A 26,910-nucleotide genomic window follows, 5' to 3' on the forward strand; every position below is an offset into this window, starting at 1 on the left:
ACCTGCCGCTCGTTGTCTACGTGGCAGACGCCGTCACTCGTATGTTCGCGTCGACCACGAACTGGTTGTCGGGGCGAGGAAGTCCGTAGTGCCCACGCAGGGTCGTCTCGGTGTAGTCGGTACGGAACAGTCCGCGCTCCTGAAGGATCGGCACCACGCGGTCGACGAAGAGCTCGAGTCCGGACGGCAACACCGCCGGCATGATATTGAATCCGTCGGCGGCACCGGCGCGGAACCAGTGCTCGATCGTGTCGGCGACCTGCTCGGCGGTGCCGGCGAAGGTGCGGTGCCCGCGCCCGCCGCCGAGGCGTGCGATCAGTTCGCGCACCGTCAGCTTCTCGCGGCGGGCGAGCTGCACGATCAGCGTGTAGCGGCTCTTCGCGCCCTCGATCTCGTCCTCCGACGGAAGATCCTCCGGCAGTTCCCGATCGAGATCGAGTTCCTCGGGTGCGAGCCCGAAGCGCTCGGCGAGCTGGGCTCGCGCGTACTCGGGTGAGATGAGCCGCGCAAGTTCGGCATCGAGTGCGCGCGCCTGCTCCTCCGTGTCACCGATGACGGGCACGATACCCGGGAGGATGAGGACCTGGTCGGGATTGCGTCCCACCTTCACGACCCGATCCTTGACGTCGTCGTAGAAGGCCTTGCCTTCCTCGAAGGTGGGCTGTGCCGTGAAGATCGCCTCCGAGTAGAGCGCGGCGAAGTCCTTACCGTTCTCCGATGATCCGGCCTGCACGAGCAACGGATATCCCTGCGGCGACCGGGGGACATTGAGCGGTCCTGCAACCTTGAAGAACTCCCCCTCGTGGTCGAACCGGTGGACCTTCGCCGAATCGGAGTGGACCGCAGAGTCCTTGTCGGCAACGATCGCGTCGTCCTCCCAGCTGTCCCACAGTTTCGTGGAGACCTCGACGAACTCCGCGGCGCGCTGGTAGCGGGTCTTGTGGGCGGGTACACCGTCGAGTCCGAAGTTGCGGGCGGCGTCGTCGCCCGCGGTGGTGACGATGTTCCAGCCCGCCCGTCCCCCGCTCACGATGTCGAGGGACGCGAAGCGACGAGCGAGGTTGTAGGGCTCGTTGTAGCTCGTCGATGCCGTGGCGATCAAACCGATCTTCGCCGTCGCTGCACCGATCGCCGTCAGGATGATCGTCGGTTCGAGCTTGCCCGAGGGGCGCCGCTCGGGAACGCCCATCAGAACGGGACTGTCTGCGAGGAACACCGAATCGAACTTCCCACGCTCGGCGGTCTGGGCAAGCGAGATGTAATGGCCGATATCGAGGTTCGCGTTCGGGTCGCTCTCGGGAAGTCGCCACGCAGCCTCGTGATGCCCGATCGGCATCAGGAAGGCATTGAGGTGAAGCGTGCGGCTCTCAGGCGTATTTGTCATCAATTCTCCTGTTGTGAAAGGGTTTCGACGCCGAGAGCGCCGAGAAGGGTGTCTCGGATCTGACGAAAACCGGGATCGTCGAAGGATCGGGGCTTCGGAAGGTCGATGATCCTGTCGACCTCGATCCGCCCCTCGTGCAGCACCACGACGCGGTCGGCGAGCACGATCGCTTCGTCCACATCGTGGGTGACGAGCAGGACGGTTGGCCGGTGTCTTTCGATCAACTGGTCGAGGAGACCGTGCATCTTGATGCGCGTCAATGCGTCCAGGGCACCGAACGGCTCGTCGGCAAGCAGGAGTCGAGGGTCTCGCACGAGTGCACGGGCCAACGCAACCCGCTGCTGCTCACCACCCGACAGGTCGAGCGGCCACGCATCTTCGCGACCGGCCAGTCCCACTTCGGCGAGAAGCGCACTCCCCTTGTCCCGGTCCTTGTGTCCGAGCCCGAGGGTCACGTTGTCGAGTACGCGGAGCCACGGAAGCAGCCTCGAATCCTGGAAGGCAACCGAAATCTCTTCGGGTACAGAAAGGGTCCCACCGTGGACTTCGACGTCGTAGTCGAGGCCCGCAAGTGCGCGCAGCAACGTGGACTTGCCGGACCCGCTCTTGCCGAGCAACGCCACGAACTGGCCGTCGGGAATGTCGAGGTCGAGCTCGTCGAGGACATGCCGGTCACCGAAGCCGCGGATCAGGCCACGGATCTGCACCGCGCTCATCCGCCGAGCGTCTTCCGCCAGGCGAGCGCGCGCCGTTCGAGTCTGCGCAATCCGGCATCGGAGAGCAATCCGAACACGGCGTAGACGACGAGACCGACGAGGATGACGTCGGACTGGCCGTAGTTCTGCGCGTTGTACATCATCTTGCCCAGACCGGTGACAGCGTTGATGCCCTCGACGACGATGAGCGTGAGCCACGCCCCCGTGACGGACAACCGAAGTCCGAGAAAGAACCCCGGCAGGGCACCGGGCAACACGACCTTGCGGATGAATGCGGCGCGGGAGAGCCTCAGGACCTCGGACAGTTCGACGTACCGCTGGTCGATGGCGGTCAGCGAGTTGTGCGTCTGGATGTACATGTGTACGACGACGCCCAACGCGATGATCGTGATCTTGAAGGTCTCACCGATGCCGAGCCACAGGATCAGCAGCGGAATCAGACCGAGTGTCGGAATCGCACGCTTGACCTGGACGGGCCCGTCGATCAGCGCTTCGCCCGTGCGGGTGAGGCCGGACGCCAGGGCAAGAACGGTACCGATCACCGCACCGATCACGAAGCCGAGCCCGGCTCGGCCCAACGAGGTCAGGACGTGCTGTTGCAGGACACCGTCGGAGATGAGTTCGACTGCGGTGGACACAACCGTCCACGGAGCCGACAGTTTGCGTTCGTCGATCAATCCGGCAGCCGATCCGATCGCCCAGACTGCGAGCAGAATGACCACACCGGTCATGCGGGAGAACGGGAATGCTTTGCGAAGACCCAGTCTTCGGATCGGTCGGATTCCGCCGACCGCCACGGGTTCGTGTGCGACCGTGTCCGGTCGGATGCCCGGCGGCTTGATCAGTGTTTCGGTCATGAATCCGCTCCTACGCGGTAGATTTCCGGAACAGATTCGTAGGCAACGGTTTCGAACCTGCGATCGAACAGATCTTCGGCATCGATCTCGGAGAACCAGCCGCCCTCGGCGAGAATGTCTGCGGTTTCCTGTGTCCATCGGATGGCGTAGTCCCACGACGAGGGATACCGCGGCTCCTGGCCGACCGAGTCGATGATGCGCTTGCCGTCCTCGAACGACACGCCTTCGGAATCGACGTAGTACGCCTGGATCCACTCGTCGGGGTTCTCCCAGGCCCACACGTCGCCCTGCGCCCATAGCGGGATGAACGACTTGATCGCGGCGGCCTTTGCGGGATCTTCGAGCACCGAGACCGGGGCCCAGAGCACCGTCAGCGCATCCACCTCCGGTGTGACGATGCCACGCGCGCCCTCGTCGCCGTACTCATCGAGGTACTTGGTCAGCGACGGCTCGCTCAGGGGTGCCACGTCGACCTGCCCGGACTGAAGTGCGGTGAGGAACTGAGTGCTGGGCAGCTCGACGATCTCCACTTCGTCGAATCCGATCCCGAGAGTCTTCAATGTCCGGAGCACGACGACGCCCTGCGCTTGCCCTGGCGAGACCGCGATCTTCTTACCCCGCAGATCGTCGAGGGACTCCACATCCGAACCGGGCGACGTCGCGAGCTCGTACTGCGGCTTGTCCTTCTCCTTGACCGCGACGATCCTGGCATCGAAGCCGGTGGCGGCGGCCTGAATCGGGGGCACTGCGGCGTTGGTCGCGAGATCGATCGCGTCACCACGGAACCCCTGGATGACGTCCGGCCCCGCAGAGACATCCGGCCAGTCCGACACAGTGAATCCCAGCTCGTCGATCAGACCGGAGGCATCCAGTTGCGCCTTCGCGACCCTGGTGGCGACGCTCAGCGAGGTACCGGCAGGTACGTCGTCAGGAATCGGTGCATCCGCCGCGAGGCCGGCCCCTCCCGAGTCGGTCGCGCAGCCGGCGAGCACAAGGCTCGCTACCGCGGCAACCGCGAGTGCAGCACGCGCTTTTCGAGCGCGGCCGAGTACAGCAGATGACATCTGGTCCCCCGAAGGTCGGTGTGCGGGTCGTGTGACGGCACGCTATCCGCGAGGATCACCCCCGAACCATGGATAGGCGCTGCGTGAACTTAACCTCGCGCTTTCGTGCTGATTGAGCGAGCGGCCGTGTCGAACACAAAGAATGGTGCCCTGAGCTGGGATAATTCGACTTGCTGAGGGTCGAGTTTCAACCAGTTCGAGGAGCACCATTCCGGTGAGCAAGTCTACGTCCCCCTACCCACACGTGTCCGCATCGGCCAACGGAACCGGCATCGTGTCACATGCCGGCGCCGTCCTGCTGTTGCGCACCGCCGAGAAAACCGGCCTCACCACGGCATTGACGACCGAACTCGCCCGGTTCCGGAAACCGTTGGCACGCCACGATCCCGGCAAGATCCTCCTCGACCTCGCAGTCTCCCTCGCGCTCGGCGGGGACTGCCTCGCCGACATCAACCAACTACGCGCCCAGCCCGAACTTTTCGGCACGGTGGCCTCCGACCCGACCGTCTCCCGCCTGATCACCACCCTCGCGGGTGACGCCGACATCGCACTGGCCGCCATCGGACGGGCCCGCACCGCCGCCCGCGCCCACGCCTGGACCGCCGCCGGCTCCTCGGCACCGGATCACACCATCGACGAGCGGACACCGCTGGTTGTCGACATCGACGCCACCCTCGTCACCGCGCACTCGAACAAAGAACACGCCGCCCCGAACTTCAAACGCGGCTACGGGTTTCATCCGTTATGCGCGTTCGTCGACCACGGTGAGCACGGCACCGGTGAACCCGTCGCGATGCTCCTGCGCCCGGGTAACGCCGGTTCGAACACCGCCGCCGACCACATCACCGTCGTGCAGGACGCCCTCGCGCAGTTGCCGTTCGATCCGGGATATCGGGTCGGGAAGAAGGTGCTGGTCCGGATCGACGGCGCCGGCGGCACCCACTCCTTGATCGAGTATCTGACCAAGCGCAGGCTCTCGTATTCGGTCGGATTCGGGTTGACCGACGCCCACGCCGCCGCGATCGATCTCGTTCCTGATCAGGCATGGACGCCGGCCTACGACTCGGACGGGCAGGTCCGTGACGGCGCTTGGGTCACCGAGATCACCGGGTTGCTCGACCTGTCGACGTGGCCGAACGGCATGCGCGTGATCGTGAGGAAGGAGCGTCCGCATCCGGGTGCGCAGTTGCGGTTCACCGATCGTGACGGACTGCGTCTGACGGCGTTCGTGACCAACACCCGCCGCGGGCAACTGCCCGATCTGGAGTTGCGGCACCGGCGTCGGGCTCGGTGCGAGGACCGGATCCGGACAGCGAAAGCGACCGGACTACAGAATTTTCCGTTGCACGGGTTCGATCAGAATCGGATCTGGTTGGCGCTCGTGCAACTGGCGTGCGAGCTGCTCGCGTGGATGCAGATGCTCGCGTTGACCGACACGACTGCACGCAGGTGGGAGCCGAAACGGTTGCGGTTGCGGGTGCTGTCGATCGCCGGGAAGATCGCCCGGCATGCCCGCCGGGTTCGGTTACGGCTGGCCGCGACGGCTCCTGGTGTCGATGTTCTCGTGGCCGGTCTGAACCGGCTTGCAGCACTACCTGCACCTGTGTGACCTGCACGAATCTTCTTCATCGAGACGAAAGGGACGCTCAGCTTGGGGCCGTGGACCCCGGCGTCACCCGACCGTGTCGGGTAGTCGATCGTGGAAGCACACCGGATCCACGGTTTTCCACGTCCAATCCGAACTGCTCAGGCCAGCGCGTCACCCGCGCGAAAGATTGAGGTTAAGTCCCCTTTTTTCGCAAACTGGATTTTTCTGGAATTTGACGTATGGTGTGGTGCTGTTGAGTAATTGCCACTTCGAAACGAGGAGCGACAATGGCCGACAAGGGAAAAACACTCAAGAAACCCGCGCAATCCGTGAAGGAGCGCCGGGCAGAAAAACGACAGAAGGCTGCAGAGGCCGGAGAATTCATCCGCAAGCGGAAGCGGAGTTGAGACCGGCGAACGCCATGAACACCGAAATTGCAGTGCTAGAGGCGCTGTATGAAAAGATCCGCGACCTGCCGATCCACCCTGTCGGTACCGATGCGCAAGGCAACGGATATCGGGCCGCCCTGGCCCGTGCACGAGTGTTCGTTCTCGACGAGCGAGCCGGAGTCATAAGAACACCGGCATGAGATAAGAAGACGGTATCGAAGTGAAAAGGACGCTGCATGCCCTGGACAGAATTCAGGAAAGGCTCGAAGGGGAATTGGATTCCGTAACGGTCTCCTCGGAAAAAGAAGTCGGATATCGCTCCGGAATTTCTGAGGCACTCGTGTGCGTGATGGAGGTGCGCCGATCGCTGACGAGCTGACCGAGCGGTGAATCGACACTGCCGTGGTCGGAACTGGTGATGTCCGGACGCATGGGCGGCGCGCAGGTGGCGCGCCGCCCTCCGCATCTGGACAATGGAAGAGTTCTACTTTCTCTCACCAGGAGGCTTCGTGGCCGACGGACCGCTCATCGTCCAGTCCGACAAGACCCTGCTGCTCGAGGTCGACCACGAGCAGGCGAATGCAGCCCGGCAGGCCATCGCTCCCTTCGCGGAACTCGAACGTGCGCCCGAGCACGTCCACACCTACCGGGTCACTCCGTTGGCGCTGTGGAACGCACGCGCAGCCGGCCACGACGCCGAGCAGGTCGTCGACGCGCTGGTCACCTATTCCCGCTTCGCCGTGCCGCAGCCGCTGCTCGTCGACATCGTCGACACCATGGGCCGGTACGGCCGCCTGCAACTGGTGAAGAATCCCGCTCACGGACTCACGCTCGTCAGCTTCGACAATGCGGTGCTCGCCGAGGTGATGCGCAACAAGAAGATCGCGCCCATGCTCGGCGCACGCATCGACGATGACACCGTGCTCGTGCATCCCAGCGAACGCGGTCGCCTCAAGCAGATGCTGCTCAAGGTCGGCTGGCCTGCCGAAGACCTCGCCGGATACGTCGACGGCGAGGCACACAGCATCGCCCTCGACTTCGAGACGCATCCGTGGCATCTGCGCGACTACCAGGAGATGGCTGCGAGCTCCTTCTGGGACGGCGGTTCGGGTGTCGTCGTGCTTCCTTGCGGTGCCGGTAAGACGATGGTGGGCGCGGCCGCGATGGCGAAGGCAGGTGCCACCACTTTGATCCTCGTCACGAACACCGTCGCCGGGCGGCAGTGGAAGCGCGAGCTGATCGCCCGCACCTCCCTCACCGAAGAGGAGATCGGCGAGTACTCCGGGGAGAAGAAGGAGATCCGCCCGGTCACCATCGCCACCTATCAGGTGGTCACCCGTAAGACGAAGGGCGAGTACCGCCACCTCGAGCTGTTCGACTCCCGCGACTGGGGACTCATGATCTACGACGAGGTGCATCTGCTTCCGGCCCCCGTCTTCCGGATGACCGCCGACCTGCAGTCCCGGCGTCGTCTCGGCCTCACTGCCACGCTGGTGCGCGAGGACGGACGCGAAGGCGACGTGTTCTCACTCATCGGCCCCAAGCGGTACGACGCGCCGTGGAAGGACATCGAGGCGCAGGGTTGGATCGCCCCGGCCGACTGTGTGGAGGTGCGTGTGACGCTCACCGACGCCGAGCGGATGGCGTACGCGGTGGCCGAGCCGGAGGAACGCTACAAGTTGTGTTCGACGGCACGCACCAAGAACGCAGTGGTCAAATCGATCCTCGCGCGTCACCCCAACGCCCCCACTCTCGTCATCGGTGCCTACCTCGACCAGCTCGACGAGCTCGGTGAGGCCCTCGATGCCCCGGTCATCAAGGGTTCGACGCGCAGCAAGGAACGCGAGGTGTTGTTCGACCGCTTCCGCAACGGTGAGCTCGAGGTCCTCGTCGTGTCGAAGGTCGCGAACTTCTCGATCGACCTGCCGGAGGCGTCGGTCGCGGTGCAGGTGTCGGGCACGTTCGGGTCGCGACAGGAAGAGGCCCAGCGGCTCGGACGGTTGCTGCGCCCGAAGCAGGACGGTGGTCAGGCGCACTTCTACTCGGTGGTCTCCCGCGACACCCTCGACGCCGAGTACGCCGCGCACCGTCAGCGCTTCCTGGCCGAGCAGGGCTATGCGTATCGGATCACCGACGCCGACGACCTGCTGGGGCCGCAGATCGGCTGACTCCACAGCGTCAGGTTCCGCTGGTCCGTACGAGTCGATATTCCTGTTCGGGACGACCGGTGTTTCCGTATCTCAGCTGCATCCGCAGTTGCCCTTTCGCAACGAGGGCTGCCAGGTAGCGCTGCGCAGTCGCGCGCGACACCCCGGTCGCCATCGCGACCTCACCCGCCGACATCGGTTGCTCCGACTCCCGAAGTGCGGTCATCACAAGCTCTTTGGTGACCGACCGTGCGGCAGGCGCGGTGGCGCCGGAGGTCGGCAACACGGGTCGCAATGCTGCCAGCGCCGTGTCGATCTCGGTCTGGGTGAGCTCCGGGGACTCTACGATGCGTCGGTACTGTGCGTATGCGGCGAGCCTGCGCGCCAATTCGGTGTTGGCGAACGGTTTGACGAGATAAACCAGTGTCCCGGCGGCCATGGCGCGCCGCACCGTGCCGCCCTCACCGGCCGCACCCAGGACGAAACTGTCACAGTCCAGTTCACGGATCAGATCGATCCCCGACCCGTCCGGTAGATACACGTCGACGAGTGCCAGATCGACCGGAGTCTCACGGACCACGTCCCGCGCGGCAGCGACGCTACCCACCACGTCCGCGACAGCGAAGCCGATGACGCTCGACACCACCTGTGCGTGCAGTTCCGCGACCCTGAAATCGTCGTCGACGACGAGCACCGTCAGATCTGGTCCGCCCACCGCGTGTCTCCTTCGTCGAGAACTCCGACGAGGGTAGCGAGGAACACCGCGCCTCCTGTCGGGTTGTCCGGGGTGCGGTGTCCACCGCGATCGACGAGGAGCACATCTCCGCCGTGATCACGCGCGATCTGCCGAGCCAGGGCCAGTCCCATACCCCGTCCGCCCGGCACTCCGCTGTCGGTATGGGTGGTGACTCCCTCCACGAACACGTCGGAAATCTCTTCGGCAACACCGTTTCCGGTGTCGGCGACCGTGATGTGCAGATCCTGGCCGTCCTCGACGAGTTCCACTTCCACTTCTGCCGGACGACGACCGCTCTCCTTGGCCGCCTCGATCGCATTGTCGAGCAGGTTCCCGAGGATGGTCGTGACGTCGACGGGGAGGTTCAGCGCACCGTGCACCCACGTGTTCTCCCCCAGGACCAGGCGGACGCCGCTCTCACGAGCGTGGGCCGCCTTCGCGGTGAGGAACGTGTGCAGATAGGGGTCGGCCACGGCGTCGACGCCCTCGAGTTGCTGTCCCAGTGGGCCTGACCCGATGACCTGGTCGATGAAGTCGGCGGCCTGCTCGGAACGACCCTGCTGAAGGAGCCCGTTCAGAAGGTGCAGCCGATTGGCGAACTCGTGCCGTTGGGCGCGCAGGGCCGTGGTGAGGGACTGCACTGCACCCAGTTCACGCGTGAGGTTCTCGATGTCGGTGCGGTCGCGCACCGACATCACGGTGCCGAGATCCTTCCGGTCACGCACCACCCGCCTCGCCACGGCGACTACGACCCTGTCCCCGGCGGTCGCAGCGATCGGCGCGCTCTGCGCCTCGTACAGGATGTCCAACAAGCGCGGACTGATCCCGATCGCGTCGACGGGATCTCCGGCTCCTCCGTGCAGATTCAGCAACCGGCGCGCTTCGGCGTTGACCACGGTGACAGTGCCACTCGTGTCCGTGGCCACCACTCCGTCGGAGATGCCACGCAGCACCACTTCCTGCTCGCGGACGAGCTCGGCCAGCTGATCGGGTTCGAGACCGAGTGTGAGCGTCTTCCATCTGTTGGCGAGCAGAATCGATCCGACGGTCCCGAATGCCAAGGCTCCGAGTGCGACGAGCGCGGCATAGCCGAGATCGCTGCGCAGATCGGATCGGACACGGTCGGTGGAGATCCCCACGCTCACCTCCCCGACGACACGGTCCGAGGCGGGGTCCATCACCGGCACCTTCGCCCGGACGGACTGCCCGAGAGTTCCGGACTCGCTGACCACCACCTCACGTCCGGCCAGCGCCTCGGCCGGATCCGTACTCACTCGCAGGCCGAGCAGTCCCGGGTCCGGATGCGCGAGCCGAAGTCCCATCTCGTCGGTGATCACCACGAACAGTGCCCCGGTCGCGGCCCGTACGGATTCGGCATCTTTCTGCAGGTCCCCTCCGGCGAGTTCCGGGTTGTCGGGGCCGACGACCCCGTCGTCGGCCGCCGCAAGCCTCGCCACCTCGCTGCGCACGGCTTCCTCGGCGGCGACGGTCCTCGCGATCGCAAGCGCCCGCTGTCCGTGTTCGTCGGTGACCCGGTTCTCCGTGGTCGTGGCGAACACCGCGAATCCGATGCCGAGTGTGACCGCCACGACCGCGGATTGGAGCAGCAGCACCTGCGTGCGAAGTTTCACAGTGTCCTCGGATCCTTCAGCACATGCCCAGTGTGGACCGTGGCGCGGCTCAGCCGAACGGAATCTGCCCGATGAGCACTCCGGTCACCAGCATCGCGAGCGACACCAGCACCGCGCGCCACAGCACCTTCTTGTGGTGGTCGGCGAGCTGCACTCCTGCGAGGGTGACGAGGAGCAGGATCGCCGGGACCAGCGGGCTCTGCATGTGCACGGGCTGGCCGGTGATCGACGCACGTGCCATCTCGACGGGCTCGATCCCGTACTGGGCCGCGGTTTCAGCGAGAACCGGCAGCACACCGAAGTAGAACGCGTCGTTGGTCATGAAGAAGGTCATCGGAATGCTCAGTACACCGGTGATGACGGCGAGGAACGGGCCGAGCGAATCCGGGATCACGCCGGTCAGCCACAACGCCATCTCCTCGACCATGCCGGTGCCCTGGAACACGCCGGTAAGGACGGCCGCGGCGAACACCATGGCGACCACCGACACGATGCTCGACGAATGCCGCACGATCGCTGCGGACTGATCGGCGATCCGGGGGAAGTTCACGGCCAACGCGATGCCCGCGGCGATCATGAACAGCACAGGAATGGGCAGGATGTCCAGGCCGAGCACTACGAGCAGGGCCACGGTGAGGGCCGCGTTGAACGGCAGCAGCCGCGGGCGAAGGATAGGTCGCTTCGGGTCGAGACCGTCCACGAATCCGTCTGCGCCTCCGGTGGCATCGTCACTGCCACCGGAACCACCGGAACCACCGGAACCACCGGAACCACCGGAACCTCCCGATCCGACTCGCGTCGGGATCCGGTCGGAGGTGAGGACGAGTGTGCCGATCCGACGCCGCTCCATGAGTCCGAGGTGGAACGCGAAGCCCAGCACGACGATCAGACCCACCACGAGCGACGGGATCATGGGCACGAACACATCCGACGGCGACAGTCCCAGCGCACTCGCGGCACGCACGGTCGGTCCTCCCCACGGAATGATGTTCATCGTGGCATTCGCCAGACCCGCAACCACAGTGAGTACGACGGGGCTCACCTTCAGTTTCATGTACAGGGGAAGCATTGCGGACACGGTGATGATGAACGTCGTGGAGCCATCGCCATCGAGCGACACCACCATCGCGAGTACGGCGGTGCCCACGACGAGCCGCGCTGGATCATCCCGCACCAGACTGAGGATGAGCCGCACGAGCGGATCGAACAGTCCGACGTCGATCATGATGCCGAAGAAGATGATCGCGAAGAACAACAGGGCCGCGGTCGGGGCGAGGGATTCGACTCCTCCCACGATCATGTCGCCGATATCGGTTCCGGCCCCGGCGATCAGGCCGAACGCGACGGGAACAAGGATCAGACCGACGACGGGAGTCGCTCGTTTCGACAGAACGAGATACATGAAGACGGCGACCATGAGGAAGCCGAGGCCTACCAGCATCGACAGCACCACTTTCTTGCGATCCGGATGCGGTGGGCACACGCCGCCCGTGAGCGCCTGCGCGATCGGGGCGGGGTGCGGGTCTCGGGAACCCGAGCAACCATCCGGTTGTGACATCAACTGGAGTAAGTGTGGGGTGCGTCACGCAAGGCAGTCACGTTTGAGTGCGATAGTCCCGTTGTGCGCATTGTGCTCGAGTCGGGGTCTACCCGCGTCCCATAAGCTGGGTGGGTGCGCCGATTCGAGTTCCCCGTCGACCTGCCCCATGCCAAGAGCGTGAACCAGACGCTCTCCGAAGTCCGCAGCCTGCAGCGCTCCGGTGTGATCGTCGCGGTACTGTGCGCCGCGGGAGCCGTGTGGCTGTTCCTGCTCGCCAGGCCATGGTCATACGTGGTGGGTGCGGTGCTGGTCGTCGCAGCACTCACGTCGCTGTGGGTGGCACTCTGGGCGCCGCGCAAGATCGGCACCATCGAGGAGCTCTACCACGACAGCCCGCTGGTCCCGGCGGTCGTCGCGACCACGCGCGCCCGCGGAATGACTCTGCTCGCCCTCATCGACATCGCGAAACCGGAGGCCGGCGCCCACCACTACGCGCTGGTCACCCGCGACGTCCAGGCGATCCCCGGACACCGCGCACGCGTCGGCGAGCAGGTGCCGTCCGTCGCGGTGCTGTCCGACCGCACGACGAACAACAAGACGGATGTGTGGCAGATGGCGAGCCCGATGCCCATCGCATGGGGTACCCGCGACACGAATGTTCTCGCGGACGCGGCGGGCGCGATCGACCATGCCGAATGGCGCCTGCTCGCGAACAAGCTGAAGCTCGCCGACGACGTCAACGCCACGAACGAGCGTCGCATGGAGCTCGAGAGCAAGGATCTACCGCCGGAACTGCGCTGACGGTAGTGGGAGCCGACATGGAAACCCGAGTCCTCACCGACGGTGGCGTGACGCTGTCGACGCCTGTCCCGGAAGACGTCGACACCATCACCGAGGCCTGTCAGGATCCCGCGATCACTGAGTGGACGACCATGCCCGCTCCGTACGCGCGGTCCGATGCCGTCCGATTCGTCGGCGACATCGTCCCTGCGAAATGGGCGCGCGGATATCCGGATTGGGCGATCCGAACGACTGATGGCGGACGCCTGTGCGGCATGGTCGGTTTCGTCGACCGTGGCGATGCCGGACCCGAGATCGGATATTGGGTGGCACCTGACGCACGACAGCGGGGGCTGGCGGCCGCCGCAGTGCGGCTCGCGTGCGACTTCGCGTTCAGCCCGGAGGGCATGGGCGCGTGGCGGATCGAGTGGCGCGCATTCGTCGGCAATAGGCCGTCGGCGTCGGTTGCTCGACGTTCCGGATTCCGGTTCGAGGGTGTCGCGCGACACGGGCTGATTCAGCGGGGCACCCCTCGCGACGTGTGGGTCGCCGGACTGTTGCCCGACGACCCTCGCACGCCTACCGGAGCCTGGCCGATCTGAACCGATCGCCACGAAGCAGTATCACGCGAGATGCGGAAGTACTTCCTTCTCGAGCAGTTCGAGACCCGATGTGTCGTACGCAGCTTCGGGCACGTAGAAGATCGCGTACTCGAGCCCCTGCTTCTTCAGGGCCGTGAGGTTCTCGACGATCTGCTCGGGGGTGCCCACCGCGGGCATTCCCCGGAATGCGTTGAGCGCGCCGTCGGCTTTCTCCGCGCCGACGATCGGTTCGAGGCGGCTCCGAAGTCGTTCGAGCCGGTCCTGGACTTCCCTCTCCGTCCGGCCGATCGCGACGTTGTAGTTCGCCGAACGCACGATCGCGCCGAAGTCGGTGCCCACGTCCACGCAGTGTTTACGCAGGATCTCCGACTTGTGTGCGAACCCGTCGGGTGTGCCGTCGAAGTTGGTGTACTGCGCGTACTTCGCGGCGATCTTCAACGTCACCTTCTCGCCGCCTCCTGCGATCCATAGCGGGATACCACTCTTCTGCAACGGAAGTGGGCGACAGATTGCTCCATCGACCTGGTAGTACTTGCCGTCGAGGGTCGCGATGCCGTCGGTCCACGCCTGCTTGAAGATCTGTATGCCTTCGTCGAGACGCCCGAGCCGCTCCCCCGCGGACGGGAACCCGTAGCCGTAGGCGCGCCACTCGTGCTCGTACCAACCGCCTCCGATACCCATCTCGATACGACCACCGGAGATGATGTCGGCAGTGGCCGCGACCTTCGCGAGGTACGCCGGGTTGCGGTAGGCCATGGCCGTGCACATCTGTCCGATGCGTACGCGTTCTGTCACCGCCGCGAACGCCGATACGAGCGACCACGCCTCATGGGTCGCCTCCTCCGACGGTGCCGGCACGGTGTGGAAGTGGTCGTACACCCAGATCGACTCCCACGGACCATTGTCGGCTCGCTGCGCGAGGTCGCGCATGACCTGCCATTGGTCGGCGGGATCGATACCGACGAGGTCGAGTCGCCAGCCCTGTGGAACGAAGTATCCGAAGCGCATGAAAATCCTCTCCGACGATGATCGGTGCGGCGCAGCCCGGTCAGGCAGTTACTGCGTGCCGACGATCAGCGTACCGACTTTCCGGGCGATCGAGCCCGTAGTGTCCGCGCAGTGTCGTCGCGGTGTAGTCGGTGCGGAACAGGCCTCGTTCCTGCAGGATCGGCACGACCAGCGCGGTGAAATCCTCGAGTCCGCCGGGCAGGTACGGGGGCATCACATTGAACCCGTCTGCCGCATCGTTCTCGAACCAGAGCTGGATCTCGTCGGCGATCTGCTCGGGTGTCCCCGCGAAGGTGCGGTGTCCGCGGCCACCACCGAGCTTGGCGATCAGCTGCCGCACGGTGAGCCCCTCGTTCTCCGCGAGATCCTTGACCAGCTGGTAGCGGCTCTTGTTGCCCTGGATCTCGTCGATCGGAGGCAGCGGCGGCAGCGGAGCGTCGAGCGAGTGTTCCGTGAGGTCGACGCCGACCATCCGGGAGAGTTGGCGCAGGGAGTACGCGGGCGAGATGAGGTCGGTGAATTCCTGCTCGAGTGCCTTCGCCTCGTCTTCCGTCTCGCCGATGAACGGGACGATGCCAGGAAGGATCTTCAGCGACTGCGGGTCGCGGCCCGCCTTGATCACGCGGGCCTTCAGATCGCGGTAGAACGCCTGTCCCTCCGCCAGGGTGCGCTGCGCGGTGAACACCGCCTCCGCGTACGCGGCGGCGAAGTTCTTCCCGCTCTCCGACGACCCCGCCTGCACCAGCACCGGACGACCCTGCGCCGAACGCGGCGAGTTGAGCGGACCCCGGACCCGGAATCGTTCACCCTCGTGATCGACCGTGTGGACCTTCGACGGATCGGCGAAACGTCCGGTCGCGGAATCGAGTTCGATCGCATCATCCTCCCAGCTGTCCCACAGCGACACCGCGACGTCGACGAACTCCGATGCGCGGTCGTATCGTCCGGCATGGTCGGGGGTCTCGTCGTAGCCGAAGTTGCGGGCTTCGTCCTCTCCACCCGAAGTGACGATGTTCCAGCCGGCACGACCGCCACTGATGTGATCGAGCGACGCGAATTTCCGAGCCAGGTTGTACGGCTCGTTGTATCCGGTGGAGGCAGTTGCGATGAGCCCGACGTGCTCGGTCACCACAGCCATCGCGGTCAGCAGGGTGATGGGCTCGAAGATCGCCTGGATGTTGTGTTCGACACGGGGCCCGATCGCGAGACCGTCGGCGAAGAACACCGAGTCGAGCTTGCCGCGTTCGGCGATCTGCGCGAGTTCCTGGAAGTGCGTCACATCGAGGACCCGGTGGGCCTCGGTGCGCGGGTGCCGCCACGCCGCTTCGTGGTGTCCGACTCCCATCAGGAATGCGTTGAGGTTGAGTTGCTTCGGAGACTGGGTCATGACTACCTAACCGATGACGAGAACGGAACGGACGATGGCACGATCACTACTGCGAGACACGCCAGCGCGAGAGTCGGCGCTCGATTGTGACCAGGATGCCGTTGAAGACGAGACCGACGATGGAGATCGCAATGATCCCGGCATACATGTTCGGAATCTGGAAGTTGAGCTGCGACGCAGTGATCAAGTATCCCAGACCGGCCTTGGCACCGACCATCTCAGCGGCGATGAGCACGAGGATCGACGAGGCCGCCGCCATGCGGATACCCGTGAAGATTGTCGGCACCGCCGCCGGAAGGATCACCTTCTGGAACAGCCGGTACGAAGGAAGACCGAGCGACCGTGCGGATTTGACCAGCAGCGGATCCACCGTACGGACACCGGAGATCGTGTTGAGCAGGATCGGAAAAGTGCTGGCATAGATCACCAATGCGATCTTCGAGGTCTCACCGATCCCGAGGATCAGGATGAACACCGGCAACAACGCGAGTGCTGCTGTGTTGCGGAAGATCTCGAGAATCGGATTGAGCGACTCCGCGACCGGCTTGTACCAGCCGATCGCGACACCCAGCGGAACCGCCACCACGAGCGCGATCACGAATCCGGTGACCGCCCGAGACAAGCTCGCCCCCAGATGCTCTGCGAGCTGACCGTTGACGACCAACTCCCGGAACGCCTCCAGCACGGTGGTGAGCGGAGGAAGGAAAACCTCGTCCACCAAACCCACGCGGGGCGCGATCTCCCACAGCGCAAAGAATGCAACGATGGCGACGGCCGGCTTGAAAATTCTCCAGGACACTGCACGGACGTGACCGAGCGCGTTCGGGGTGGAGGCGACGTTCGGCGTGTCCACCTTCAGCTCAACGGCGGGCGCGGGTGATTCGACCGGCCTGGTCAGTGTGGCACTAGTGCTGGACATGCTTCACCTTCTCCGTTGTGATGGTCGGTACTACTGCCGCCGCGTCTATTGCCTGCCCGCGCTCCACCTCGGAGTGCAGTTCACTCCAGATGTCATGGCGGTGACGACGGAATGCGTCGCCGGACCTGACGTCGTCGACAGTGCGGTCGATCTCGATGTCGACGATCGTCTTGATCCGTCCGGGTCGCGACGTCAGCACCGCGACGCGCTGCCCGAGATAGACGGCTTCGTCTATCCCGTGGGTGATGAACAGGATCGTCTTTCCGGTTTCCCGCCAGATCCTCAGGAGCTCGTCCTGCAAGGATTCGCGGGTCTGCGCGTCGAGCGCGGCGAACGGTTCGTCCATGAGCAGCACTTCGGGGTCGAAAGCGAGGCTGCGCGCGATGGCGACACGCTGCTTCATGCCGCCGGAGAGTTCGTGCGGATAGCGGTCGCCGAAGCCGTGCAGGCCGACGAGTTCGAGGTAGTGCTCGGCGAGTTCACGTCGCGTCTTCTTCGGGAGGCCCTTGGCTTCGAGACCGAATTCGATGTTCGAGCGGGCGGTGCGCCACGGCAGCAGCGCGTACTGCTGGAAGACGATGCCCCGGTCCAATCCCGGACCCGAGATCTCGCGTCCGTCCAGAAGGATCCGCCCCGACGTCGGTTCGCTGAGCCCGCCGAGAAGGTCGAGCAACGTCGACTTGCCGCAACCGCTGGGGCCGACGAGGACGAGGAATTCGCCCTCGGCGAGATCGATGCTGATGTCGTCGATCGCGGTGAATCGGTCGTTGGTGCCGCGGATGTCGAACTGTTTTGTCACGTGCTCCAGTCGGAGCTTCGGGGTCGTCTGCGGGGTCGTCACTGCACTGCCTCCTCGACGGGTTCACCGTTCGGGCCGCTGTTCGGGTCGTAGGTGCCGTTGGCGTAGGGATTGAATTCGTTGGTGTAGACGTCGGAGGTCGTGAACGTGCCCTCCTCGAGCTCACCGTTGCGGGTGAGCCAGTCCAGCCAGGTCTGGATTTCCTGCTCGGTGACCACACCACCGGGGCCTGCGATTCCGGGGCTCTTCCAATACCCCACGAGTTCGGTGTTCTCGTTCCGACCGCGGGCGTTGATGATTTCTTCGAACTTGGCGACCACTTCGTCGCGAGGAGTGGTCTGTGTCCAGCGGATCGCGCGGGCGGTGCCTTGCACGAAGTCCTCGACGGCGTCGTGGTTCTTCGCAATGAAGTCGTCGCGGAACACGTAGGTGCCGTAACTGAAGGACCCGAAGAGCGACTCGTCGGTGAACAGCGGCCGGATTCCGCCGCGCTCGAGGGCGGTCTCGCGGAAGATGCTCCCGAGCGTCCCGACGTCGATCTGGCCTTCGCGCAAAGCCTGCTCGGTGTTGACGGGGGGCACCACGGTGAGCTGGACCTGTGCGATCTCCTCGGGTGTCAGCCCCTCCTGTGCGAGCCATTCGCGCGTCAGGAACTCATGGTGTGCGCCGAGAGTGTTCATGCCGACCTTCTTGCCGATCAGGTCGCGCGCGGTACGGATCGGGCTGTCTTCGAGCACGTAGTACCCGGTGAAGCTCGCCTTGTCCGAGCCGTAGGAGGCCAGCACTCCGGTCAGTGGGGCACCTCCGGTCTGCGCTTTGATGACGGCACCGTTGAACGCCGCCCCGAACTCGATCTGGTTGGTCGCCGTGTTCTGCAGCGACTGAGGTCCGTTGCCGTTGTCGCCGATCCATTCGAGCTCGACGTCTTCGTAGTAGCCGAGCGATTCGGCCAGCTCGGGGAAGCCGACCTGTGCCTGCGAGCCTTCGTACCGCAGGACGGTCTTGCCGTCGGCGGTCACGGTCGAATCCGAGCCCGAGGAGCACGCGGCAGTGACGGAGGTGAGTGTGAGAAGTGCTGCGGCTGCGGCAACGGCGGTCGTGAGGCGTCGGCGCAGCGTGGAGTGAGACATCGTGTCGAAGTGTCCTTGTGTCGGCCCGCATGTGCGGGCGCCGGTTTCGAGAATGCGGTTGCGATTTCGGCGACAACGTTTCAGCGACAACACGGACAGCTACGCACGACGAATTCCCTTCCTGTTCGATGACAGCTCAGCTCGATGACAACCAGGCAAGCATCGCGACCGGAGGCCCATCCGACAATGGTTCGACGCACGGTGAGCAGAAGGGCGCATGCACAATCGAACTGCGGTTTTCTCGTTTCCACGATCTGGCTGGGTCGGCTCCGATAACATCACGCCCGTGCAACCTGTGGCAGTGGTCGTGTGTCTCCCCGTCGAGGATCCCGAACGATCACTCCGCTTCTACCGAGACGGACTGGAATTGTCGACCACCGGCGTCGAGGACGGCATCGTCGCCTTCGAACTGCCGAACCTGTCGTTGTTCCTGATCGAGCGCCGCGAGTACGCGCGATACATCGAACGCGCGGGACTCACACGACCCCCTTCGGCCCCCGGTGCAGTGGTCATCTCGTGCGCGATCGGTGCCAGGGACGAACTGGACTACACCCTCGGTCGCGCTGCAGCCGCAGGTGGATCGGTTGCCCGACCCGCCGCCACACTCGACGGCGCTTACACCGGATATTTCAGCGATCCCGACGGGCACCTCTGGGAACTCGTATTCAACTCCCGCACCGAATCGGCAGCAACGCGTTGATGTCTCCCGCTCGGTGGATGAGCCGATGAAGACGTCTCTCATAGAATCCGCACATCGAATCACAGGGGACGTCGATACCGCCCACACGTAAGCGTGCATCGAACCCGATGCGCTATGCACCCACCTCTGATTCGGTCCTCTCGATCCACGCGCAAGTTGATGCGCGGAAAGGCGATCGATGGCAAAAGTCGACGGAATCAACATGAGTCGACGCAGCCTGCTCACTGTGGCAGGATGCTCGCCGCAGTGCCCCTGGCCTGCGCCGCGTGTGCACAGGCCTGGGAGTCTCAGGCAACATCGAATGATACGGACCATGCTCCACAACACGCGTTCTGTGTCAGTGCAGTTCCGCCCATGGAAGTCGTCGAATTGATTTGCGGCCGTTGCGGAGATCTCCGATCCAAGACCTCGGGTTACCCGACGGAGTTACTCGGCTTTTCCGGCGTGGAGGCGCCGGACCGACCTTTAGTTCGTTGCGCGCATCGAGCGGACGCGGCCGATCACCGCGAACCGGACCGATAGTGCGACTTCCAGTTGCCGGGAGAGTTGGCCAGGCCAGCGATTTGCCCAGAGCAGCGGGCACGAAAGTGCTCTCGCCGCCGAGCCGCGCGCTCATAGAAATGCTCGTCCGCGCAGTGGCCGCCGCACGGACGAGCAGTCTACTTCCAGATGTTCAGCGAGTGAGCTGGTCGGGCAGTGTGTCAGTGATGATGCGACGTGCCTCGGCAATGATCGTGTCGACGACATCCTGGCAGTCGGCGATGTTGTCGATCAGACCTTGGGCCTGGCCGGCCCACCACAATCCACCCTCGACGTCGCCGTTGCCGTAGACCCGTTCACGGCCGCGGACCCCGCTGGCCAGATGTGCGACGTCGTCGAAGGTCGCGCCTGGGCGGCGTGAGATCTCCGCAATCTCCTCGGATATCGAGTTTCGTGCCACGCGGGCGGTGTTGCGGAACTCACGGAAGACGAGGACGGTGTCGCGCTCGCTGTTGTCGACGATCCGCTGTTTGACGTTGGCGTGAATCGGAGCCTCAGTGGTCGCCATGAAGCGGGTGCCCATGTTGACCGCGGATGCCCCCAACGCCAAGGCGGCGACCAGCCCTGATCCGGTGGCGATACCGCCGCTGGCGATGACGGGAATCGACAGTGCCTTGGCCGCAGCCGCGATGAGGACCAGCCCCGGAACGTCATCGTCGCCAGGGTGCCCGGCGCATTCGAATCCGTCGATACTGACGGCGTCGACTCCGACTTGTTCTGCTTTGAGGGCGTGACGGACAGAGACCGCTTTGTGGATGACCTTCACGCCGGCTGCCTCGAACGAGGGCAAATGTGGTTGTGGATTACCACCCGCTGTTTCGACGATGGTGATACCACAGTCGATGATCGCGTCGCGGTAATCGTCGTATGGCACGGGGTTGAGGGTGGGCAGGATGGTCAGGTTGACGCCGAAAGGCTTGTCGGTCAGATCACGGCACCGAGCAATCTCCTTGACCAACGCTTCGGGGGTGGGCTGCGTCAGCGCAGTGATAAACCCCAGGGCGCCGGCGTTGGCGACAGCGCTGATCAGGTCTGCAGTGCCGACGGCGGTCATGCCGCCGCACACAATAGGGTGTTCGATCCCGAAGGTCCGGGTGAAGTGGTTGGTGAACATCTGTTCCTCGATCTGGTTTTCTGTCAGGACGGGAGCGTGAAGGCACGAATGGCGTTCTCACGCAAGAACGCTGATCTGATGGGTTCGTCGAGTTCGAGACGGTCCAACCCCGCTAGGCAGTCGGGTGCCGGCCACGCTGGGTGATTGGATCCGAAGAGCACTTTGTGTCGGCCGTGGCCGCGGAGGTATTCGACGATCTCCGTCGGATAGCGTGAGGTCTTGTAGGCCGAGGTATCGATGTAGACGTTCGGGTATTTCGTGGCCAGGGAGATAGCTTCACCCGTCCATGGAACGCCGATGTGCCCGGCAATGATTCGAAGCTCTGGAAACTCGAGAGCAACGTGGTCGAGGTACGGGATGGGGCGACCCGGCTCCGAAGGACACAGGGGCCCCGTATGCCCGATCTGGGTGCAGAAGGCAATATCGAGATCGCAGCACGCCGCATAGAGCGGGTAGTAGCGACGATCATCCGGCGGCAGATCCCACAGCCACGGCAGGACCCGCAATGCGACGGCACCGAATTCCTCGACGCATCGCCGGAGTTCCCGGACCGCATCCATCGGTCGGCGCAGATCGACCGAGGCGACCATGGCGAATCGGTCCGGATGCGCCTTGGTGAGGTCGCCGACCTCATCGTTGCTGATCAACGGTCCTGCCGGGCTGTGCCACGCCGCGAGCATGCCCATCGTGACACCGGCTTCGTCCATGCGGTCGAGGGTCCACGACACTGGGGGCTCGATCTCAGGGATGGCGCTTTTCGACCAGCGCCGCAATGAGTCGAGAAACGGCATGTCGAGCCACCGCTGGGTGGGGTGCTGCATCCAGGCATCGATTGTTCCGGTTGACATTTCGTCCTTTCGGAGTCGGTTGTGACGACAGGCGAGGTAGGTGGATCAGGCGGTTTCCGACACCGGGCGGGGCACCTCGTCGGAGGAGTCGCGCTCGGACCGTTCCATATCGCGATGGCGGGTTTCCGGTAGCGCGAGGGCGCACAGCAAGCTCAGGACACCGAAGGCGGCGAGCATCCAGCCGACGGCGCCGCCGCCGTACCGTCCGGCGAGTTCGGCCGCCAAGGTCGGGGCGGTGCCACCGCCGATCACACCGGCGATCGCGTAGGCCATACCGGCGCCGGTGTAGCGGTATTCGGTCCGGAACATCTCGGGCAGCAGGGCGCCCGCCGGACCATAGGAGATGCCCATGATCACCAGGGCCAGAGTCAAGCCGGCGAAGAACGCGAGCGGTGAGCCGAGATCGACCAGCGGAAAGAGCACCAGTCCGCCGGGGATGGCCAGAACGCAGGAGCCCAGGACCATCTTGCGTCGGCCGATGCGGTCGGAGTAGGCGGCGGCAAAGGCTGTCGACACCGCGAAGACCAGTGCTGCCAGCAAACCCAGGGACAGCACCGTCGAGCGGTTCAGGCCGACGGCCGCGGTGCCGTATGCGGTCAGATAGGCGGTGCCGATGTAGAAAAACGCGAACATCATCGCCAGAGCGCCGGAGGCGAGCAGGAGTTCACGAGGCTGGTTCTTGAACACCCCGATGAGCGGTCCGGCACCGGAGCGGGCATGCGGGGTCTGACGGGTGAACATCGGGGTCTCTTCGACCTCGAGCCGCACGTAGAGGCCGATCGCCACGAGAAGGGCGCTGGCGAGGAAGGGTATGCGCCAGCCGTAGTCGAGGAACGCGTCCGAGGTTTCACCGATGAACAAGTTGACCACCAGGAAGGTGCCGCTCGACAACGCGAACGCCAACGACGGCCCCAACTGGGGGAACAGGGCATACAACCCCCTTTTGCCGGTGGGTGCGTATTCGGTGGCGAGCAGCGTCGCACCTGCCCATTCACCGCCTACTGCCAGACCCTGCGCGATCCGGAGCACGACCAGGGCTATGGGGGCGAACACACCGATCTGAGCTGCGGTCGGGAGCAGACCGATGAGCACGGTGGCGATACCCATGAGCAGCAGAGTCGTGATCAGCGTCTTCTTGCGACCGATCCGGTCACCGAAGTGACCGAACAGCGCGGCACCGAGTGGACGAGCGACGAACGCGACGGCGAAGGTCGCGAAGGACGCGACAGTGCCTGCAACCGCACCGAGGGCGGGGAAGAACACCTCCGGGAAGACCAGTGCCGCCGCCGTGCCGTAGATGAAGAAGTCGTAGAACTCGATTGTGGTGCCGGTGCAGCTCGCTATGGCTACGCGGCGCATCGGTGTGGTGGGTGACGGACTGCTCACCGGATCGACGGTTCGGGACATCGTGATCTCCTGCTCGAGGGGCCTCTCACGATCGAGAGGGGATGGGTACGACGAGCAGTGTGAGCGTCGTTACAGCCGCTGCGGGACCCTCCGAAGTGGGTCCCGTTCACCGGTGACTACTTTCGGAGGTAGGCGCGCAGACGTCAGCGAATGAGGCCGTGTTCGCGCGCGGCGAGGATCGCCTGGACGCGGTTGCTCGCGTGCAGCGTGCGCATAGCGCTCTTGAGGTACGACTTGACCGTGTTGGGTAACAGTCCGAGCGTGTCGGCGACTTCGCGGTTGCTCAGCCCTCGCGCCACCTCACGCAGTACGTCGATCTCGCGGGGCCGCAGCTCCGGAGCTGGGACGCCTGCCCGTGTCAGCTGGGCCGGAGCGACCCGCGTTCCGACAGCCTCGATCTTCGCGCGCAACGTCTCGTCCTCGATCTGACCGGCGAGATCGGCCAGTTCCAGCGCGATGTCGTGCAGGTCAGCGCGGCTGAGCCCCACCTGCTCGGGTTCGGTGTGCGCGTTCATGAGCGCGATCCGGCGGCGGACTTCGTCTTCGACCGCGATGTCGCGTTCGAGCCGCCGGACGAGTGGGGTGAAGCTGTCGTACCAGCGATCACCCAGGGCGACCTGGGTGCGTGTCGCCAGATACACCAGGATGCGGGGTACGCGATCGACCACGATCGGGAGCGCGGCCAGCGTCTCGATCGCTTCCGGTCGTACGGCATGGTCGTAGACGTGGGTGATGCCCTCGGACGAGAAGTAGCGGGCCACCGACACCGGTCGACCGAGCATCAGCGCTTTACCGCCGAGTCCCTCACCGCTGCGCACCACCAGGTTGACCGCCGATCGCGTGCGAACCCCCGTGAGATCGGTGATCTCCATCGCCGCCGCCCCATGATGCACCGGCCCACCGAACACCATGTCCATGCGTGCGTGCTTGCGGAGCGTCTCGAGCGAGCGGGCGAGGACACGCCGTTCGATCGGCGATTCTGATTCGAATGACAAGGTCATTGTCGGCCTCCACTGGACATCTCTACCCCGAGGCTAGTGAGTGTCGTCACAGGGCGGCAATGCCATACCCACCAAGGTAGGTACTGCAGCGGCGGACCTACCTTCGGAGGTTCTGTTCATCGGGCCCGAAGGTCCACATTCATCCTCGAGAAACGGAGGATGAACATGGACACCACGCTCAGTCACGCCGCTGGCCCGACCGACCGGCCATTGCTCGACATGACGATCGGCGAGAACCTCGATCACACCGTCGCGAGATTCCCCAACCGCGAGGCATTGGTCGAGGTCGCCACCGGACGACGGTGGACCTACACCGAACTGCGGGCCGACGTCGACGCCGTGGCGCAGGCATTGCTCGAGGACGGCATCATCCCCGGCGACCGGGTCGGGGTCTGGGCCCCGAACTGTGCCGAATGGGCCATCGTGCAGTTCGCCACGGCGAAGATCGGCGCGATCCTGGTCACCCTCAATCCGGCCTATCGTTCCCACGAACTCGAGTATGTGCTCACCCAGTCCGGAATCCGGCTGTTGTTCGCCCTCTCATCCTTCAAATCGTCCGACCATGCGGCGATGGTCGCCGAGGTCGCGCCCCACTGCCGCGCCCTCGAGACGGTGGTCTATCTCGACGAGGAGCAGTGGGGGGCCCTGCTCCGCCGCGGAAGCCAGATCACGCCGGACCGTCTGGCCGAGGCTACGACAGGATTGACGCCCGAGGACCCGATCAACATCCAATACACCTCGGGCACCACAGGATTCCCCAAGGGGGTGACCCTCTCGCACCGCAACATCCTCAACAACGGGTACTTCGTGGGCGAGTTGCTCGGCTACACGGAACACGACCGGATCTGCGTGCCGGTGCCGTTCTACCACTGTTTCGGCATGGTCATGGGCAACCTCGGTTCGGTCACACACGGCGCATGCGTCGTCATCCCGGCCCCGGCATTCGATCCGGTCGCCACCCTTCGCGCCTGCGCCGAGGAACGCTGTACCTCCCTGTACGGCGTGCCCACTATGTTCATCAGCATCCTCAACGTCCCCCATGTCGACTCCTACGACCTGTCCTCGATCCGCACCGGAGCCATGGCCGGCTCCCCGTGCCCGGTGGAAGTGATGAAACAGGTCACCGCGTGGGCCCCGGAGGTTGCCATCGCCTACGGCATGACCGAGACCTCGCCGGCCTCGACCCAAACCCGGGCGCACGACCCGCTCGACCGTCGGGTATCGACCGTCGGCCGAGCCCACCCCCACGTCGAGCTCAAGATCGTCGACCCGGTCACGGGCGACACCGTGCCTCGCGGCGCGTCCGGCGAACTCTATGTCCGTGGCTATTCGGTGATGCTCGGCTACTGGAACCAGCCGGACAAGACAGCCGAGACCGTCGATCCCGACGGCTGGATTCACTCCGGTGACCTGGCGATAATGGACGAGGAAGGCTACGTGGCCCTGACCGGACGAATCAAGGACATGGTCATCCGCGGTGGTGAGAACATCCACCCGCGGGAGATCGAAGAGTTCCTCTACACCCACCCCGACGTCCTCGACGCCCAGGTCATCGGGGTACCCGACGCCAAGTACGGCGAGGAGCTGATGGCGTGGCTGCGACTGCGCGACGGCGCCGCACCCCTGGACGCGGCGGCAGTGCGCGCTTTCTGCAAGGACCGGCTCGCGCATTACAAAATCCCGCGGTACGTGCACTGCGTCGACCGATTCCCTATGACCGCCAGCGGAAAGATCCGCAAAGTGGAGATGCGAGAACACGCAGTCGACATGCTCGGTCTCACACCCTGACACCCACACCCCGTGCAACATTCACGTGCCCTACGAAGGAGTTTTCATGAGCTGGACCATCGAACGCCGCGGACGCGTCGCCGTCGTCACCATGAACACCAACCCGGTCAACGCGCAGAACCGTGCGTTCTTCGCCGACCTGCACGACGCATTCGACCGCCTCGAACGCGACCACGCTGAGTGCCCTGTCGTATTGACCGGGGTCGGCGCCCGCTTCTCTGCCGGTCTCGACCTCGGTGAGCATTTCCGGCTTTTCGCCGGCGACACCGGCAAGGTCGCCGAGTGGTTCCAGGACTACCGTGCCACCAACATGCGGTTGTTCACCTATCCCCGTCCGACTGTCGCCGCGGTCAATGGGCACGCGTTTGCGGGCGGTCTGATCACTGCCGCAGTGTGCGATCGCACCGTCGGCGCGGCCGGAGATGCACGATTCGGGATCAACGAGGTCAATATCGGCATCCCGATGCCGGCCGTCTATCTGCGTATGCTCACCTACGCCTGGGGGCAGCCGGTGGCCTCCCGAACCTGCCTGCAGGGCGAGATCTTCACCGTTGACGAAGCCCACGCCATGGGAATTCTGCACGAGGTCGTGCCGGCGGAAGAAGTAGTCGACCGGGCCGTGGCGATCGCCGACCTCACCCCCGACGATTGCCTCGACGACTATGCCTACACCAAACGCGCCTTGCAGGCCCCTGCCCTGCGCGACATCGCCGAACTCTCCGACCCGCTCGACAAAAAGGAGCTCGCCGCCGGAATGACGAGCGAGGCGTCGCGCCGCGCCCACCGCCGGTACTGGGAGCAGCTCAAGGGCCGTCCCGCAGACTGGTGATCGACC

General features: G+C 64.7%; 23 protein-coding genes. 7 read left to right on the top strand and 16 right to left on the bottom strand.

What is annotated here, in order from left to right:
* Nucleotides 1-16 precede the first annotated feature (16 nt).
* Genes ACZ46K_RS27340 through ACZ46K_RS27355 form a run of 4 tightly spaced genes read right to left on the bottom strand, consistent with a single transcriptional unit; the run spans nt 17 to nt 4,021 of the window.
* A complete protein-coding gene (locus ACZ46K_RS27340) occupies nt 17-1,384 on the bottom strand; it encodes an LLM class flavin-dependent oxidoreductase (protein ID WP_464745839.1) in 1,368 nt (455 codons plus the stop codon).
* The gene (locus tag ACZ46K_RS27345) at nt 1,384-2,121 is read right to left on the bottom strand and encodes an ATP-binding cassette domain-containing protein (protein ID WP_054807565.1); all 738 of its coding nucleotides are present in this window, start codon (nt 2,119-2,121) and stop codon (nt 1,384-1,386) included. Before ACZ46K_RS27345 ends, ACZ46K_RS27340 begins: the two co-directional genes overlap by 1 nt.
* Complete coding sequence (locus tag ACZ46K_RS27350; RefSeq protein WP_054810737.1) at nt 2,097-2,957, bottom strand: ABC transporter permease; 861 nt, start codon at nt 2,955-2,957, stop codon at nt 2,097-2,099. Before ACZ46K_RS27350 ends, ACZ46K_RS27345 begins: the two co-directional genes overlap by 25 nt.
* A complete protein-coding gene (locus ACZ46K_RS27355; protein WP_464745842.1) occupies nt 2,954-4,021 on the bottom strand; it encodes an ABC transporter substrate-binding protein in 1,068 nt (355 codons plus the stop codon). Before ACZ46K_RS27355 ends, ACZ46K_RS27350 begins: the two co-directional genes overlap by 4 nt.
* A gap of 214 nt (nt 4,022-4,235) precedes the next feature.
* Between ACZ46K_RS27355 and ACZ46K_RS27360 the strand changes: the two genes are divergently transcribed.
* Both ACZ46K_RS27360 and ACZ46K_RS27365 read left to right on the top strand, forming a co-directional pair.
* Nucleotides 4,236-5,630, top strand: coding sequence for an IS1380 family transposase (locus tag ACZ46K_RS27360; RefSeq protein WP_054811013.1), 1,395 nt, complete (start codon nt 4,236-4,238; stop codon nt 5,628-5,630).
* An 877-nt stretch (nt 5,631-6,507) separates the two neighbouring features.
* A complete protein-coding gene (locus tag ACZ46K_RS27365; protein WP_054810714.1) occupies nt 6,508-8,166 on the top strand; it encodes a DNA repair helicase XPB in 1,659 nt (552 codons plus the stop codon).
* A 10-nt stretch (nt 8,167-8,176) separates the two neighbouring features.
* On the opposite strand, the gene ACZ46K_RS27370 is transcribed toward ACZ46K_RS27365, so the two are convergent.
* The 3 genes from ACZ46K_RS27370 to ACZ46K_RS27380 are packed head-to-tail and all read right to left on the bottom strand — an operon-like array spanning nt 8,177 to nt 11,953.
* Nucleotides 8,177-8,860 carry a response regulator transcription factor gene (locus tag ACZ46K_RS27370; protein WP_054806164.1) on the bottom strand — a complete coding sequence of 228 codons (684 nt, stop codon included), beginning with the start codon at nt 8,858-8,860 and terminating at the stop codon, nt 8,177-8,179.
* A complete protein-coding gene (locus tag ACZ46K_RS27375) occupies nt 8,842-10,512 on the bottom strand; it encodes an ATP-binding protein (RefSeq protein WP_054806163.1) in 1,671 nt (556 codons plus the stop codon). The genes ACZ46K_RS27370 and ACZ46K_RS27375 overlap by 19 nt, the downstream gene beginning before the upstream one ends.
* 49 nt (nt 10,513-10,561) lie before the next feature.
* Nucleotides 10,562-11,953, bottom strand: coding sequence for a CitMHS family transporter (locus ACZ46K_RS27380; RefSeq protein ID WP_464749491.1), 1,392 nt, complete (start codon nt 11,951-11,953; stop codon nt 10,562-10,564).
* Nucleotides 11,954-12,184: 231 nt separating this feature from the next.
* Between ACZ46K_RS27380 and ACZ46K_RS27385 the strand changes: the two genes are divergently transcribed.
* Nucleotides 12,185-12,853 carry a DUF3239 domain-containing protein gene (locus ACZ46K_RS27385; protein WP_464745844.1) on the top strand — a complete coding sequence of 223 codons (669 nt, stop codon included), beginning with the start codon at nt 12,185-12,187 and terminating at the stop codon, nt 12,851-12,853.
* Between the two features lie 17 nt (nt 12,854-12,870).
* The gene (locus ACZ46K_RS27390) at nt 12,871-13,434 is read left to right on the top strand and encodes a GNAT family N-acetyltransferase (RefSeq protein ID WP_464745846.1); all 564 of its coding nucleotides are present in this window, start codon (nt 12,871-12,873) and stop codon (nt 13,432-13,434) included.
* A gap of 21 nt (nt 13,435-13,455) precedes the next feature.
* On the opposite strand, the gene ACZ46K_RS27395 is transcribed toward ACZ46K_RS27390, so the two are convergent.
* The 5 genes from ACZ46K_RS27395 to ACZ46K_RS27415 are packed head-to-tail and all read right to left on the bottom strand — an operon-like array spanning nt 13,456 to nt 18,677.
* The gene (locus ACZ46K_RS27395; protein WP_054806162.1) at nt 13,456-14,442 is read right to left on the bottom strand and encodes an LLM class F420-dependent oxidoreductase; all 987 of its coding nucleotides are present in this window, start codon (nt 14,440-14,442) and stop codon (nt 13,456-13,458) included.
* A gap of 40 nt (nt 14,443-14,482) precedes the next feature.
* Nucleotides 14,483-15,829 (bottom strand): LLM class flavin-dependent oxidoreductase, encoded by a 1,347-nt coding sequence (locus tag ACZ46K_RS27400; protein WP_464745849.1) that lies wholly within the window; start codon nt 15,827-15,829, stop codon nt 14,483-14,485.
* A gap of 46 nt (nt 15,830-15,875) precedes the next feature.
* On the bottom strand, nt 15,876-16,748 hold the full coding sequence (locus ACZ46K_RS27405) for an ABC transporter permease (protein ID WP_464745851.1): 873 nt from the start codon (nt 16,746-16,748) through the stop codon (nt 15,876-15,878).
* On the bottom strand, nt 16,735-17,589 hold the full coding sequence (locus tag ACZ46K_RS27410; RefSeq protein ID WP_054806161.1) for an ABC transporter ATP-binding protein: 855 nt from the start codon (nt 17,587-17,589) through the stop codon (nt 16,735-16,737). The genes ACZ46K_RS27405 and ACZ46K_RS27410 overlap by 14 nt, the downstream gene beginning before the upstream one ends.
* Nucleotides 17,586-18,677, bottom strand: a complete 1,092-nt coding sequence (locus tag ACZ46K_RS27415) for an ABC transporter substrate-binding protein (RefSeq protein WP_054809803.1) — start codon at nt 18,675-18,677, stop codon at nt 17,586-17,588. Before ACZ46K_RS27415 ends, ACZ46K_RS27410 begins: the two co-directional genes overlap by 4 nt.
* A gap of 286 nt (nt 18,678-18,963) precedes the next feature.
* Here ACZ46K_RS27415 and ACZ46K_RS27420 point away from each other — a divergent pair, with 286 nt between their 5' ends.
* Nucleotides 18,964-19,377 carry a VOC family protein gene (locus ACZ46K_RS27420; protein WP_054806160.1) on the top strand — a complete coding sequence of 138 codons (414 nt, stop codon included), beginning with the start codon at nt 18,964-18,966 and terminating at the stop codon, nt 19,375-19,377.
* Nucleotides 19,378-20,050: 673 nt separating this feature from the next.
* Here ACZ46K_RS27420 and ACZ46K_RS27425 read toward each other — a convergent pair.
* From ACZ46K_RS27425 to ACZ46K_RS27440, 4 genes are all read right to left on the bottom strand, one after another.
* Nucleotides 20,051-21,031 (bottom strand): NAD(P)H-dependent flavin oxidoreductase, encoded by a 981-nt coding sequence (locus ACZ46K_RS27425; RefSeq protein WP_464745853.1) that lies wholly within the window; start codon nt 21,029-21,031, stop codon nt 20,051-20,053.
* A 23-nt stretch (nt 21,032-21,054) separates the two neighbouring features.
* The gene (locus ACZ46K_RS27430; RefSeq protein WP_464745855.1) at nt 21,055-21,879 is read right to left on the bottom strand and encodes an amidohydrolase family protein; all 825 of its coding nucleotides are present in this window, start codon (nt 21,877-21,879) and stop codon (nt 21,055-21,057) included.
* A gap of 45 nt (nt 21,880-21,924) precedes the next feature.
* On the bottom strand, nt 21,925-23,286 hold the full coding sequence (locus ACZ46K_RS27435; RefSeq protein ID WP_054809792.1) for an MFS transporter: 1,362 nt from the start codon (nt 23,284-23,286) through the stop codon (nt 21,925-21,927).
* 143 nt (nt 23,287-23,429) lie between these two features.
* Complete coding sequence (locus ACZ46K_RS27440) at nt 23,430-24,287, bottom strand: helix-turn-helix transcriptional regulator (RefSeq protein WP_464745857.1); 858 nt, start codon at nt 24,285-24,287, stop codon at nt 23,430-23,432.
* A 165-nt stretch (nt 24,288-24,452) separates the two neighbouring features.
* On the opposite strand from ACZ46K_RS27440, the gene ACZ46K_RS27445 reads away from it, so the two are divergent.
* Complete coding sequence (locus ACZ46K_RS27445; protein ID WP_464745859.1) at nt 24,453-26,075, top strand: AMP-binding protein; 1,623 nt, start codon at nt 24,453-24,455, stop codon at nt 26,073-26,075.
* Nucleotides 26,076-26,121: 46 nt separating this feature from the next.
* The gene (locus ACZ46K_RS27450) at nt 26,122-26,904 is read left to right on the top strand and encodes an enoyl-CoA hydratase/isomerase family protein (RefSeq protein ID WP_054809794.1); all 783 of its coding nucleotides are present in this window, start codon (nt 26,122-26,124) and stop codon (nt 26,902-26,904) included.
* The last annotated feature ends 6 nt before the right edge of the window (nt 26,905-26,910 follow it).

Source organism: Rhodococcus sp. JCM 9793 (assembly GCF_055380405.1).